Origin of the sequence: Natrinema halophilum, assembly GCF_013402815.2 — an archaeon.
GTDB lineage: Archaea > Halobacteriota > Halobacteria > Halobacteriales > Natrialbaceae > Natrinema > Natrinema halophilum.
In genome coordinates this window covers 2,200,558-2,215,058 of record NZ_CP058601.1, presented here as the reverse complement: position 1 = coordinate 2,215,058, position 14,501 = coordinate 2,200,558, and the positions used below count along the sequence as shown (strand labels likewise).

The following is a 14,501-nucleotide window of genomic DNA, read 5'->3' as shown; positions in this document are numbered from 1 at the left end:
CGATTCAGTAGCGACTGGTTGACTCCGTGTCCTCGGACCCGTCGACCGACGAGGCGTCGGACGGCTCCGGCGGTGCAGCCTCGAGAGAAACCACGACGCGGCTCCCACCGCTCGTCGACTGGGTAAACGAAACGCTGCCGTTGTAGCTGTCGACCATCCAGCGGACCAGCCAGAGGCCGAGTCCGCTGCTGTGAGTAAGCTGGGTTATGTCGCTCTCGCCGGTAACGACGTCGATTTCGGCGGGTGGAATGCCGGGCCCGTCGTCGGCGAACGTCAGTCGCACCCGGTCGTCGTCTGCCGTGACCGTGATTTCGACGGACGGGTTTGGTGTTGCGTGCGTAACCGCATTTTCGAGAAGGTTGTCGACGATGAGTCGAAGCCCCGGATCCGCCCAGGCCCAGCAGGTGTCGTCCGTCGTGACGGAGACTGTGGCGTCGTCGACATCCTCCTCGGCAACGGCATCGTCGACGATCCCGGCGACGTCGACCGGCTCGAGTTCGCCATCCCGTTCGAGTGCGTATTGAATGGCTCGCGTTTTCTCGCTGGTATGGGCGAGATCGGTCGCGGTCTGTCGGAGCGTGCTCGCGGCCGCCGCGAGATCCTGATCCTCGAGTTGTTCACAGAGGAGTTCAGCGTAGCCGATGACGACGGTGAGGTCGTTGCGCAGGTTGTGGCGGAGAACGCGATTGAGGACCTGTACGTACTGTTCACGTTCTCTGCGTCGTGTTATGTCCCTGACGACGCTGACCGTACCGTGGAACTCCTCGTTTTCGATTTCCTCGGCATCACGAGGCAGCAGCGAGCACTCGATCTCGACCGGAAATCGCTCGCCGTCGGCGTCGGTGACGGTGGCTTCGAACGCCCCACTGTCCTGTTGGGGATCCGTGAGCAGGCCTCGGACGTTCTCGACCGCGCGTTCGTCCCAGTCGCCGTCGAAAATGGTCGAAACGTGCTCGCCGACTAGCGCTTCGCGATCGTATCCCAGCCGTTCCGCCAGGGGCTCGGTCACCAACGTCAGGCGAGCGTCTCCGTCGGTCGCGTACATCATCCCTTCGACGGTCTCGAGGAGTTTCTCGTGTCGAATAAGGTCTGCCCGGCTGTCGGCCCGCTCGAGGGCGGCGGCTGCGCTTTCGGTCAGCAATTGGGCGAACTGGACGTGCCCGCCGTCGAAACCACCGTTGCCCGACGAGGCGACGTTGAGGATTCCGTGGTCGGCGATGGGGATTCCCACGGTACCACGGAGCGGTCCGTTGTCGGACGAAACGTCACTCTGGCGATCCTCGATGACGGACGGTTCAGATTTACGAAACGCTTCGCCCATCGCGTTTTCGTGAACGCTGACGCGTTTGTGCTCGTCAAACCGGTCGTCCGCATCGGAAGCGGCCGCCAAGACCAGCTCCTCGGTGTCCGGATCGTAGAGTCGGACAGAAGCGGCGTCGAATTCGAGAACGCGCTCGGCAGCGTCGACGACGACGCTCGCGACAGCCCCGTGTGATTCGCAGGCGAACAACGCTCGCGTCGTTTCGAGCAACTCGGTGATGACGTCCGCACGATGGCGATTACCGCGTGTGACCTCGGATGAACCGTTCTTGACGGCAGAATCGAGTCGCTCGCCCGGCCCGTCCCGTGGTGGCTCGTCGGCGGTCAGATCCTCGGAGTGAGAAACAGCGCCGTCAGCCGAAACGGCCGCGACGCGGTCGGCGAGCGACTCGTTAGCCGTGTTCACAAAATACTCGGTCGCGCCGGCACGCGTCGCTGCTGCCGCGACCGTGCCGTCAGGGGCTGATGCAGCGTAGATAACTGGCACCGCTGGAGCCGCATCGGACGCCGCCGCGACCATTTCGAGAGGGTCCGGTCCCGTTCCATCGACGACGACGCAGCGTACGTCGGTCGTTTCCACGCAGTCGACGACTGCCGTTCGGTCTCGTAGGTGGACGACGTCGAACCTCTCTTCGAAATCCCGCAGTGGTGTCAGCCCGTCGCCGACGTAGACGACCCGCTGACCTGATTGGGTCACTGTCGCCCAAACGGATGAAGGTGGAAGTGATTAATGTTGTGGCAATTTCATCCGGAACGGGCGGGCATTGCTACTCATTTCTGCTCGTTCTTACTGAATTGGTTCCTCGAGACGTGCCCAACCGATCGCGTCGAGAACCACGATTTGGTCGTTGTAACGAACGTAGACACCGTTGTACTCTCCGCAGTCGGCCTCGTAATAGGGAAGTGATTGTCGAACGCGGTCGACGACCGACCATGCACCGTCTCGTTCGAGCGTGATGTGGGCCCACTCTTCGCGTGCGCTTTTGCGAACCGCCCGATCGAGCGCTCGTCGAGCGCCGGGTATTTCGCTCAGTCGTCGGGCAGATGCGTCGACGACTGTCACATCGTCGGGAACGTCTTCCGGGCCGACGATGCGCGCCCCAAGATTCGCCTTCGATCGCGATGTACAGGACCCAGTGTGCTCTGCACGGAGGACGTAGCCGGCCACAGCAGCTGTTCCCACCGCAAGAAGTGAGAGGGCCATATCTTTACCCCTAATCATTAGCCACTACCTTACAGTAACCGACTAAGTATCTTTCGCTAGAATGAATATATCCAATACGTTCGCGTCAGAAAAACTATCTTCCGTGCGTCGTTTCAGAGGAACCGACCAACGTTGGCCGATAGCAGACCCGCAATAATAAGCAAGCTGATCGCCACGAGGGTCGCTACCCTGAACACCGGCAGCGCCTCGCGAGCCGGCTCGCGGATCTTCTTCCCGGCAAGTCCGGCTTCGAACCGTTTCGCACCGATCTCGACGAGCGCGGTTAGTGCCAGCCAGAGTGCGACCATTACCAGTACCAGTCGCCCGTTGAGCGACCCGAAAAGACTCTCGGCCGTGTAGGCGGTGCCGGCCAGATGACTTCCGGAAAGAAAGAGGACGAGCGAACTTACCCGCGAAACCGTCGTGAGCTTGCCCGAGATGGCTTCGAGCGGATGGGTCGTATTGAATTCACCGTCGCGGGCCAGCGGCAGGACGACGACGGCGACGAAAGAGACGCTCCCTGCCCAGAGGGCAGCAAATACGAGGTGTGTCGTTCTGGCGGCGAGAACGTCGACCATAGCAGGGTGGTCGATAAGTGCACGTATCAGCGTTCCGACTTCGGAGCGAGAGACAGTCACAGTCGGGTGAACGTTGACGATCGATACAGCTTTCGTATCCGCCCTATCACTCGAGATTTGGCCTACATATCCGCCCTATCACTCGAGCCAGTCGGGCGTCCACGCAACCAGGCGCCGTCGAGCGAACGTGTAGACCAGAGAAACGACGATACCGCCGGCGATCACTGCGGTGAACCAGCCGTCGAAGACGACCAGTGTCGGAACTGCGAGTGCGACCGCGACGACTGCGTCCTCGGGCGCGCCGTCGTAGCGGACCCAGCGACGGGGGAAGAGCCACCGACCCCGAACGTGGTCGTAGACCGCACGCTCTGTGCGGTCGTTCCACGGGTCCATTTCCGGCCCGCCACCGATCACGTCGCTCGCCGCATGTAGCCAGGCGGCGACCGCGAACGCGGCAAATGCGAGCGACGGACTCGTGGGAACGACTGTCGCCAGAACGACGGCCGGGAGGGCGACTGCAACCCCGGCGACCGGGAAGTGTAGCGTCCGCCGATGCGTAAAGACGAGATCGAAATCTGGGACGAGTCCACCGGCGATCGCGCCGACCGCGAGTGCGACCGCGAACTCGGGAGCCACGTAGGCGATCGGCGCGACGGCAGCGAGCCCGGCGAACACGTGGGTAGTCGCCATCATCGGTCTCTCACTCGAGGATAGGGGCGGGAACGGCAAAACGGTATCCGAATCGGCAGCCGACCGGCTCGATCATTCGAGGTTCTCGCCCTGATAGCTCCCGTCGTAGACGTCTTCGTGTTCGGCCTCGGCGAAGACGAGTTGCGCGATTCGGGCTCCGCGCTCGAGTTCGATATCGTGGTGGACCTGCAACAGGCCCTCTCCGCGACCCTCGTAGCCGGCGTCCCAGACGGCGGTGTTGAGCATACAGGCGTTTCGCATGAGCGACGAACGCGGATAGACGAAGCCGACGTGTCCCTCGGGAATTGCGATCCGTTCCCCGTAGCGGACGACGTAGGCTCCCGTCGGCAGGTAGTACGTGTCGGGATCCGCCTCCTCGAGTTCCTCGAGCGGTCGCGCGATTCGATCCCCGATCTGTTTGCCTTCTCGGCCGATGCGGCCGGGTTCCAGTTGCTCGAAAATAACGTCGGCGGTGAGATCGACCCCGTTCGGCTGGATCTGGGCGTCGGTCGTCGGTGAAACGTGATCGGCGACGAAGGCACCGGAACGGAACATACCGTCTCAAGGCTGCGGTGACGGGAAAAGCGTATCCGTTCACGACCGCTCGACGATTCGGTATCATCCGACACGATTCATCGGACGGCCGCGCTCGCCGCGGACGGGTTCTGAGCGACATCGCGCGGGGTCTGTGGCCAACACTTCGACCGGCAATATTTTCTCGAACCGTTCGGTTTCAGACGGTTTCTGGCGGTCCTGACCCGTAGAAACACGTTGGTTTTATCAGGGCGGGCGGCCGAGTTTTGGGTGCTATGGGACAGACTCTCACCGAAAAGATTCTCGAAGACCACCTCGTCGAAGGCGAACTCGAAACCGGCGAGGAAATCGGGATCGAGATCGACCAGGTACTCACGCAGGATACGACCGGGACGATGGTCTGGCTCCAGTTCGAAGCGATGGGGCTGGACGAAGTCCAGACCGAAATCGCCGCGCAGTATTGCGACCACCAGACCTACCAGTTCGACTTTAAGAACACCGACGACCACCGTTTCCTCCGCTCTGCAGCCGGTAAATATGGCGCTCATTTCTCCCGACCCGGCAACGGTATCTGCCACAACGTCCACCGCGAGAACTTCGCGGCCCCTGGCAAGACGCTGCTGGGATCGGACAGCCACACGCCCACACCGGGTGGCCTCGGCGAACTCGCAATCGGTGCCGGCGGGATCGACGTCACCGTCGCGATGGGCGGCGCACCGTACTACATCGAGATGCCCGAAGTCGTCAACGTCCGCCTCGAGGGTGAACTCCCCGAGTGGGCCACCGCAAAAGACGTCATCCTCGAGATGCTCCGTCGTCTCTCCGTCAAAGGCGGCGTCGGCAAGATCCTCGAGTACACCGGCCCCGGCGTCGAGTCGCTGACCGCGCCCGAGCGGATGACGATCACCAACATGGGGACCGAACTCGGTGCCACGACGTCGATCTTCCCGACCGACGAGCAGACCGAGGACTACCTCGAGCGCGTCGGTCGCGGCGACGAGTACGTCGAACTGCAACCCGACGACGACGCCGAGTACGACGACGAAATCGTCGTCGACCTCTCCGATCTCGAGCCGCTGATCGCCCAGCCCTCGATGCCCGACAAGGTCGTGCCAGTCCGCGAGGTCGCCGGCCAGTCCGTCGAGCAGGTCATCGTCGGCTCCTGTACCAACGGCGGCTACGAGGACATCCTCCCCGTCGCCAAGATGCTCGAGGGGCGTGAAACCTCGATGGAGACCGAGACGATCGTCGCACCCGGCTCCAAGCAGGCCTCCGAGATGCTTGCCCGCGAAGGCTGGGTCGCCGAGATGATGGCCGCCGGCGTCAACTTCTCCGAGGCGACCTGTGGCGCCTGTATCGGCATCGGCCACGTTCCATCCTCCGACTCCGTCTCGCTACGGACGTTCAATCGCAACTTCGAGGGCCGCTCGGGAATCGAAGACGACAACGTCTACCTCTGCTCGCCGGAGGTCGCGGCCGCGGCCGCGCTCAAAGGGGAAATCATCGACCCGCGAGACCTCGCCGACGACCTCGGCGACCTCGAGGCACCCGGCATCGAACTCCCCGACGAGTACACCGGTTCCAAGACGGACCTCATCGGCCCCGACGAGGCAGTCGACGACGAACTCATCAAGGGCCCCAACATCGGCGACGTGCCGCTGAAAGACCAGCTCGGCTCCGATATCGAAGGTGAAGCCCTGCTGAAGATGGAGGACAACATCACGACCGACCACATCATCCCTGCAACCCAGGACATCCTGATGTACCGGTCGAACGTCCCCAAACTGAGCGAATTTACGCTCTCACGTGTCGACGATACCTTCGCCGAGCGCGCGCTCGAGGCCGACGGCGGCTTCCTCGTTGCAGGCGAGAACTACGGCCAGGGCTCCTCGCGCGAACACGCCGCCCTCTGTCCGATGTATCTCGGCATCGAGGGCGTCCTCGCACAGAGCTTCGCACGGATCCACCGCGCGAATCTCTTTAACTTCGGGATCGTCCCGCTGACGATCGACGAAGATACCTACGAGAACATCGATCAGGGCGACGAGATCGAGATCGTCGACGACGTCTACGACGCCGTCACCAGCGGCCAAGAGGAGTTCACCGTCCGCGTCAACGGCGACGAGTACACGGCCGTCCTCGACGCCTCCGAGCGCGAACGCGCCATCCTCGCGGCCGGCGGCAAACTCTCCTGGACGAAAGATCAGGCCGAGGGCGCCGGCGCCGCACCCGCCGACGACTGATCGCCGTCCGGTTTTCGGCCGAACGTCGATTCTTTTTGCGGCCTCGACGTCGCTTACAGTCGAACGCTCGAGCCGCCGGTTTGATTGGTCAAGTCGCCGTGTCAGCCGGTCGGTCAAGTCGCCGTGTCAGCCGGTCGGTCAAGTCGCCGTGTCAGCCGGTCGGTCAAGTCGCCGTGTCAGGAGATCACGTGCCGCGTTCGGAATCGTCCGGGACCAGTTCTGCCTCAATCCCGGTTGCCTGCGGTGACTCCCCGTTCGCGATCGGCGTGGGCCCCATAATCTCGAATCGGGCACCGCCGTCGTCGCTTTCCGCGACGGAGATGTCCCAGCCGTGGGCTTCGACCGCGTTCCCGACGATCGAGAGTCCGAGGCCGGTTCCGTCATCGCTGGTGGTGTGGCCGTGTTCGAAGATCTCGTCGCGCTTCTCGGGCGGGATGCCGGGGCCGTCGTCGGCCACGTAGATGCCGTGTTCGACCAACCCGTTCGTGCTATCTGCATCGCGTTCGATCGTTCCGACGGTGATTGAAACGGTTTCGCCAGCATGGTCGATCGCGTTGCGAATGAGGTTCTCGAAGATCCGAAGCAGCCGCGACCGATCCGCGACCGTCTGCCAGTCGGCTTCGACTGCGATCGTCGCATCGACCGTATCGACGTTCCGCCAGGCCGCGGAGACGACGTCCTCGACGCTGACTGGTTCCGGATCGGTGATGGTCTGGCTCTCGCGAGCGAGCGTTAGCGCATCGTCGACGAGCGTTTCCATCCGATCGAGGGAGGTTTGCATCTCCGCAACGTAGACGGGGTCGTCGTATTCCTCCATGGCGACGTCGGCGTAGCCCTGTGCGACGTTGATCGGGTTCCGGAGATCGTGCGAGAGGAGGCTGGCGAACTCGTCGAGACGCTCGTTCTGGCGCTCGAGTTCCTGTTGGCGTCGCTTCTGGTCGGTGAGGTCGTGTGCGACGAACACGCGGCCGAGTTCCCTGCCACTGTCGTCGAACAGCGGCGTCACTTCGAGGTCGATGATCCGCCGACCGTATTTCGTTGGAATTTCCACACCCTCTTCGCTTTCCGTGGCGGCTTTGAATCGGCTGTACACCTCAGGGTATTCGGAGAACACTTCCGATGCGTGGGTTCCGACAACTTCAGCCCGGTTTAGCCCGTACGAGCGTGCGCCCACGGCGTTAACGTCGATAATTCTGTCCTCCGCATCCAGTACGAAGACGCTATCGCTGATGTTGTTGATCACGGTCTCCCACGCGACCGGTGCCATGTCGACCAACTGATACCGGGCGATGGCGATGGTAAACGAGAGGCCGAGGATAGCGAATCCGATCGGCGTGAAGTCGGTCGCGATTGGTCCGAAGAGGAACAACACGTTTGCGGTCCACGGTGCAACGAGCCCGATCAGGATCAGCATCATCTGTCGTCGATGGGCGCGCCGCTTTTGGATGATGAACCTGATCATCAACACGGCACCGACGACCAGATAGCTATACCAGACTGCGAGGTTGAGCCAGACCTGCAATCCGTAGTCGAGGCGATAGCCGCTCATCGTGTCTGCATTTGCTTGAAGGCCGGTGAGAAAGTATCTGCCTGGATCGACCCAGACCAGAACGAACGCGAGTACGCCGTGAACTACGACGGCAGACACCAACGGTTTGGTCATGTACCGGTCGGTTCCGGTGTATTCGAGCGCGAAGAACAGAAACCCCGGACAGACGACGATAATGCCTGCGAACCACCCTTTTATTCCCAGCAGAACGAGTTCGCTACTGCTTGCAAGCGACGCAAAGAGGGCCGAGACGATCCAGACGATCGTGCTGAGCAGAATCAAAAAAAGGGGCGTTCCACCCTTGCGACCCCGTAGCTGCCACGCGTAGACCGTCGGTATCACTGTGATACCGAGAGAGAGGATCAACAGCAGGTCGAACGCGCCCGGCGCCATCGATTGTGATACAGATCAGACCCTGAAAAAGCCACTGGCGGTTCTCCACTTCGTCTCACTCCGCTCTCGCTGCTCAATCGGGTCACTTCCTTGCTCAATCGGGTCACCCCCAGAAAAGCGCTCGCGGCGGGCCGCACCTCCCCTCGGTGACGGAACCCGGACGGGCGATCGCGAGGAACAAGACCAAACGGATGCGGTGAAAAACGGGTACCGAGATGGAACGACCGGCAGCACCCGGACCCGATGACTCGGATTATCGCGAGCGGGAATCCGACCACGAAAATCGAGGCTATCGGCGACTGTTTGCGGACGACGGTCTCACCTTCGGGACTGGCTTTCCATTGACCGGCACCAGTCAGCAACGCCCAGAAATCGATGACGAACTTCGACTGGCAAAACACGCCGAGTCACTCGGCTTCGACGGCCTCTGGGCGCGGGATGTTCCGACATACTGGCCGAAGTTCCGCGACGCAGGGCAGACGTTCGACACCTGGCCGTGGCTCTCACACGTCGCGGCCCACACCGAAGATATCGCCCTCGGCACAGCGAGCATCGTCCTCACCCTTCGGCACCCGCTGCACGTCGCCAAATCCGCGGCGACGGTCGATCAGCTCTCGGACGGCCGGCTAGTTCTCGGCGTCGCTTCCGGTGACCGCGATCCGGAGTATCCCGCGTTCGGCGTCGACCGCGACGAACGCGGAGAGCTCTTTCGGGAGAGCGTCGACACCCTCCGGACGGTCTGGCGCGAGGAGTATCCCGAACACGAGGGACGATGGGGCTCGTTGGACGGCGACCTCGACGTGGTTCCGAAGCCGACTGCGGGGACGATCCCCCTCTTGCCGACCGGTCACGCGCGCCAATCTCGGGAGTGGATCGCCGACCACGGTGACGGCTGGCTGTTCTATCAGCTGCCGGAACGGACCCTCGAGAGCTATATCGCGGACTGGCGCGAGGCTGCGGGTGAGAAACCGTTCGCCATCGCTGTCCAGGTCGAACTGGCCGCCGATCCGTCGGCCGAGCCCGAACATCTCCATCTCGGATTCCGGGCCGGTACCGAGTGGTTCCGGGAGTACTTCGGCCGACTCGAGGAACTGGGACTCGATCACGTGATCGTCGGATTCCGAAACGACGACTGCGAAGCGGCGCTCTCAACGTTCGCCGACGAGATAATCGGCGAACTGTAGCGCACTTGCCGTCGATCGCGGCGCCACGATGTCTGGTTGCGAGAGCCGATCGCTGCTCGAGTTACTCGTCTCGCTCTGCACGCTCCCGCAACTGTCGCTTTTGACGGCGCTCGGTCACGTGATCGACACCGTCTGCCAGCTCGTCTCTAACGCTCTCTTCGAACGCGTCGACTTCGTCCAGAAACTCCGAGGAAAACTCCTCGACGAGTTCGAACGTCCACTGATCGCTTATCGCACCGGCCGGAAGGAGATCGTCTCGGAGCTCGTTCGCCCATCCCTCGTGGTCGGCCGTTCGGAGGTGGTCCTCTGCGTCGCTCATGTGGTCCATCGCGTGGCCGAGTTCGTGGTGGAACTCGAGGAGGGTGCCGTACGCTCGATGCATGTGCTCGATGCTCAACTGGAGGTTGTGAAGAGCCGTACGCTCGCTATCGCTCAACTCGAGATCGTCCGACTCTACGTCCGCGTCAGGCCCGACGTTCGAATCGATGTCAGTCATGCGGTCGATCACCACGTCCCGTGGCAAAACCGTACGCGTTGAACCTGCCGGACTTCCCGCGCGCGTCGCCGAACCCACCGATGTGTGCGGCCGGTTCAGACGCTCGCTCGCCGGGCAGGCGGCGTATTCCTCTCCCGACGTGCTCGCTTACTTCCGGGGTGGTCCCTTCGGAACCACCCTCGCGCAGTTCCGTCGCGAACGCCTCGCAGCGATCGCCGTGATTGACGAGTATTTCGGTGGCGATTCTCGATCCAGATGCTGTCGTCGCCAGCCATGGCCACCTTGACTACGTCGAGTCGATCCCACTTCTTCTATTCGGTGACTACCGTCCTCCGATCCATTGGACATTGGACTCCTCTCTACGCGCGACCTAGCGCTAACACTCGTTCGCGACACGCCAAACTGCATGCGTATACCTCCGATTGTCCATTCACCGAAGAAGAGGTGCGACGCGTCACGCAGAAATCCGAACCCCACGGATACGAAGAACCGTTCGAAGCGGCCGGTCATGAGGCGACGTTCTATTACGCGGGCCACATCCCAGGGGACGCCCGCGTCCTCGTTGTCGACGGCGAAACGCGACTGCTCTATACCGGGGACTTTCATACAGCAGACAACGACTGGTGGCCGAAACGACTGCTCGGCTCGACGCGGACGCAGTGAACTGCGAGAGCTCGTAATCGGTCGTCGATAATCGCGTTCGACGTCTCGCGCGATTTCGGATCAGTAACAGCTTCACGATCGGAAACTCTGGTCATCGGATACAGCCTCGGACGCCTTCTCGAAGCCATCCGCGACAGCGGCGACGGCTCGGGCTCGCGCCTCGAGGTCGGCTCCGTCTAGAATGACCCCTTTTCGATCGGTGCCCACGGTTTCGGGCCCGCCGGGGATACGCTCCCTGAACTCGGTCTCGATGGCACCAACCAGCGACCCGGCGAGACCACCGCTATCCTTGATCGTCTCCAGGAACACATCCGCTGACTTGCCAGCGTGCACGCCCTCAAGGGTGTCGGTCTCCGCGAGCGCGTTCTGGACGCGGGGTGTGACCGCTTCCCGAGCGAACCTTTCGGATTCCCCCAGGACAGCGATGTCACCGACGGTCTTCATTTGGTTGGAGAGGTCGGCGGGCACGTCTTCCATTCCGGTCGTCGGTGGGCTGCCGGCCGTCACGATGAGTCCGCGGTCGGTCGACTCCACGAGGTCGGTTTCGACAACGGTGAACCTCGCCGTATTGGAGCCTGATTCCCCATCTCCGCCCACGTTGCGGGCGACGGTTCTGGCGCGGACTTCGCGGCCGTCGACGGTGCCGACGAGATCTGGTTTGCTCATAATCTCCAGCCCAACTGGTAGTATCGACCAAAGTGCGGAGTTGCGGGCAAGAGCCGGTTTGGCGATGCCAGCTCCGTTGGGGGAGAGACCGGCCTCCTTGCCGGCTTTTATCCAGGATCTCGTCTCCAGCTGAAGGATGACGAAAACCCCGAGGGCAATCAGCGCCACCGCTACGCCGATCATCTGGAGTGGTCCGTCGATCGGTAGCGCCTCCGGGGAGAGAAACGGCTGGGCGTTCCCGGAGATGGTGAGGATGATGAAGCCGAAAACCACAATTCCCCAAGCTATTGCTGCGATCCGGTACAGATCGCTCTTGCGTATCAATGCCATGCACAACCTTCGATGGTGACTGCAGGGTTGATCGGTCCGGTCACGTGGATGATGAACGGTGTCCGCCCGCCAAACCTCGGTACATCTGTCTCCTCCGGTATCATGAATTTGTCCAGACAATCGGTCGGGATTCCATAAATCGGGTCGCTACGTGTCTAGGGCAGGTCCGGGTGTGAGGAGCACTCGTCTCACCGATCATAGATGAATCATGGAATTCCGGGTGCGGTACATCCACAGTCTGTGTTTCGCTTGGGAGTATGTCAGGTCGCGTCAAACAGCGTCGAGATGATGACTGCCTCGGCCTTTCGGAGGTGTCCGTGAAGCGTCGCCGACGCGAGATCCAACGATTCCGCGATCTCTTCGGCCGTACTCGTTCGCGGCCAGGCGAAGTACCCCGAACGATAGGCCGCCTCCAGTACCTCTCGTTGACGGTCAGTCAACTCGCCGAGCACCCCGTCGGGCCGACTAACGGTAGAGACATCGTGGTCCAGGTCGCGTTGAGCGACGAAGTCGATGTCCGCGTGTTCGGCCTGTATGTGATCGACGATCTCGCGAACGTCGGCGTCAACAGGAACCTCGACGACGAATCGAATACCGTCCGGACTAACGGTGGCGGCGCTGAGGGAGCCGCCCACACCAGTGACGGTGTGAACCACTGACGAGTTGGTGACTGTCAGTTCGATGCGATCTTCGCCTCCGGCCACGCTAATGTCTCTGGCTCGCTTCACTCTCGGGTCCTCGGTGGCGATCGCAACAACGTCGTCCACCGATGTGCCATGGATTTCGAAGTAGAGCACCCACCGTTGACCCGAAGCGACGTATCCATCCAGTTCGAGTTCACAATCGAGAGTAGCAGCGATGTTGGCAAACACGGAATCGGCGTCCGCTGTCTGGAATTCGAGTTCACGGACGGCGTCCGTAAACAACAATTTGCGGTTCTTGACGGCATTGATTATGTACCCAATGGTGCGACCGAGCACGTCGAATCCGTCCTGTTCACGGTCGTTGAAGGCGTTTTCTCGCTCTGTGTGGATTAGTAGGACCCCATAGACTGTGCCATTGTGGTGAAGCGGGATCGCCGCGGAAGACTCGAATCCGCATTCGCTGGCGATGGCTTTCCAGGCGGTACATTCGGAATTGTCCCGGTCGGCGACCTGCACGTTCCCGGTTTCTATCGCCCGGTGCCCGGGATTTCCTTCGACCACGTCTCCATTCGTTTCGGTCGTGATTGCATCAAGAAGCCCGCGGTCATCTCCGGCGGACGTACGTGGGACGATTTGATCTCCGTCGATAGCCAGCTCGCCCACCCACGCGAACTGGTAGAGGTCAGAATTTGCTAGCTGTGTACAGACTGTCCGTTCGATGACATCGACATCGGCCGTCTGGATCAAGTCGCGAGTCGTTTCGAGAAGGATACGATTGACGCGATCCAGCGTCGCCAGTTCGTCACGTTGGCGCTCCAGTCGTCGTTCGCGTTCGAGCCACTCGGTCACGTCACGAGCGATCCCACAGCGGAACACCTCCCCGGTCTCCGGGTCCTCAAATGTTGTTCCCCTGAACTCGTGGTTGATGGTCTCGCCGTCCCGGGTGCGGATGGGAAGCTTCACTCTTTTGTCTTCGATGGCCTCTATCGCCTCCATCAGACCGGGCACGTGTTCCTGGTGCTCTTCGGGGATGAAGTGCATCGGATGCATCGACTCGATCTCCTGGTTACTGTATCCGGTGGTCTCCACCAACGTCTCGTTCCAGAGGTACGACTGTCCGTCCTCATCGAGCACGTAAACGATGTCGTCGACAGCATCGATGACGGTTTCGAGAAAGCGCCGTTCCCGCCTGATATTGGCCTGAGCACGCTTGTACGGTGTAATATCGTTCAATACGACGCACGCCCCCTGTTCGCCTTCGTATGTTATGGGGGAGGCTGCGATTTCCGCGACTCGGTCGCCGTCGTCAAGTCCCACCAGTCGGTACGTCGTGGGTTCGGTGGGCGTTCGATCCTCGAGGACACGCCGAATCCGCTGGCGGGCCTGCTCGCGATCCGCCGGATGAACGAACTGTTCCGGATCGTGGCCCAGGACGTCGGCACGATCCTCTCCCCCGAGAAAGGCGATGGCTGTCCGATTGGCGTAGACGAGTCCTCGTTCGTCGGTGAAGACGGCAAGCGGCACGGGTGCCCGTTCGACCAGCGATTCGAACTGGCGTTCGCTTTCGTCGAACGCCGGGGGCTCTGTTGTGCCGATGGTTGCGGTGCGGTCGTCCCAGTCGCTTCGATCACGGACGACCCATACGAGTCGATCGGTACTCTGACCGGTTCCGCCCGCGCGTATCGACAGCAGGTGCGGAACCCTGGAGCCGTCCGTCCGCACTCCGGCCACTTCGCCACGCCAGTCTTTCTCCTCGCGAACCGCCGGAAACACCTCACGTTCGATGCGCTCGCGTTCCGCCTGCGGATACAGCTCGGTCCAAGCGGTTCCGACGACGTCGTCGGCGTCGTCGTAGCCGAAGGCTGTAGCTAGCGCGTCGTTGGCTTTGACGAACGTCCCCCGATCCAGAATTCCGACCCCGTCGACCGACGCAGCGATCAGGTCCTCTTCGCCCACCGACGAACCTGCCACTTCGTCCATGGATTGTCGTCTAGATGGAATATAATT

At 61.7% G+C, this 14,501-nt stretch carries 11 protein-coding genes and 1 pseudogene; 3 read left to right on the top strand and 9 right to left on the bottom strand.

The features are described 5' to 3' along the window. Window positions 1-4 precede the first annotated feature (4 nt). The 5 genes from HYG82_RS31560 to HYG82_RS31540 all read right to left on the bottom strand — a co-directional run bounded on the left by HYG82_RS31560 (window position 5) and on the right by HYG82_RS31540 (window position 4,347). The gene (locus HYG82_RS31560) at window positions 5-2,017 is read right to left on the bottom strand and encodes an ATP-binding protein (protein WP_179261026.1); all 2,013 of its coding nucleotides are present in this window, start codon (window positions 2,015-2,017) and stop codon (window positions 5-7) included. A gap of 90 nt (window positions 2,018-2,107) precedes the next feature. Continuing rightward, the gene (locus HYG82_RS31555) at window positions 2,108-2,542 is read right to left on the bottom strand and encodes a hypothetical protein (protein WP_179261025.1); all 435 of its coding nucleotides are present in this window, start codon (window positions 2,540-2,542) and stop codon (window positions 2,108-2,110) included. 95 nt (window positions 2,543-2,637) lie between these two features. After that, a complete protein-coding gene (locus HYG82_RS31550) occupies window positions 2,638-3,102 on the bottom strand; it encodes a copper resistance protein CopD (protein ID WP_179261024.1) in 465 nt (154 codons plus the stop codon). Between the two features lie 138 nt (window positions 3,103-3,240). Next, window positions 3,241-3,795, bottom strand: a complete 555-nt coding sequence (locus tag HYG82_RS31545) for a metal-dependent hydrolase (RefSeq protein ID WP_179261023.1) — start codon at window positions 3,793-3,795, stop codon at window positions 3,241-3,243. 69 nt (window positions 3,796-3,864) lie between these two features. Beyond that, a complete protein-coding gene (locus HYG82_RS31540; protein ID WP_179261022.1) occupies window positions 3,865-4,347 on the bottom strand; it encodes a deoxyuridine 5'-triphosphate nucleotidohydrolase in 483 nt (160 codons plus the stop codon). Window positions 4,348-4,601: 254 nt separating this feature from the next. On the opposite strand from HYG82_RS31540, the gene HYG82_RS31535 reads away from it, so the two are divergent. Continuing rightward, entirely contained in the window at window positions 4,602-6,569 is a 1,968-nt protein-coding gene (locus HYG82_RS31535) for an aconitate hydratase (protein ID WP_179261021.1), read from the top strand. Window positions 6,570-6,753: 184 nt separating this feature from the next. On the opposite strand, the gene HYG82_RS31530 is transcribed toward HYG82_RS31535, so the two are convergent. Beyond that, window positions 6,754-8,511: a histidine kinase N-terminal 7TM domain-containing protein gene (locus HYG82_RS31530; RefSeq protein ID WP_179261020.1), complete on the bottom strand. Its 1,758-nt coding sequence runs from the start codon at window positions 8,509-8,511 to the stop codon at window positions 6,754-6,756. 215 nt (window positions 8,512-8,726) lie between these two features. Between HYG82_RS31530 and HYG82_RS31525 the strand changes: the two genes are divergently transcribed. Next, complete coding sequence (locus HYG82_RS31525; protein WP_179261019.1) at window positions 8,727-9,695, top strand: LLM class oxidoreductase; 969 nt, start codon at window positions 8,727-8,729, stop codon at window positions 9,693-9,695. A 61-nt stretch (window positions 9,696-9,756) separates the two neighbouring features. Here HYG82_RS31525 and HYG82_RS31520 read toward each other — a convergent pair whose 3' ends face one another. Then, window positions 9,757-10,191 carry a hypothetical protein gene (locus HYG82_RS31520; protein ID WP_179261018.1) on the bottom strand — a complete coding sequence of 145 codons (435 nt, stop codon included), beginning with the start codon at window positions 10,189-10,191 and terminating at the stop codon, window positions 9,757-9,759. Window positions 10,192-10,439: 248 nt separating this feature from the next. Here HYG82_RS31520 and HYG82_RS31515 point away from each other — a divergent pair. After that, window positions 10,440-10,868, top strand: a pseudogene (locus HYG82_RS31515) (MBL fold metallo-hydrolase); the annotation flags it as partial. A 58-nt stretch (window positions 10,869-10,926) separates the two neighbouring features. Here the strand turns inward: HYG82_RS31515 and HYG82_RS31510 are convergent. Then, window positions 10,927-11,850: a hypothetical protein gene (locus HYG82_RS31510; RefSeq protein WP_179261017.1), complete on the bottom strand. Its 924-nt coding sequence runs from the start codon at window positions 11,848-11,850 to the stop codon at window positions 10,927-10,929. A gap of 260 nt (window positions 11,851-12,110) precedes the next feature. Beyond that, entirely contained in the window at window positions 12,111-14,474 is a 2,364-nt protein-coding gene (locus tag HYG82_RS31505) for a PAS domain S-box protein (RefSeq protein WP_179261016.1), read from the bottom strand. Window positions 14,475-14,501 lie beyond the last annotated feature (27 nt).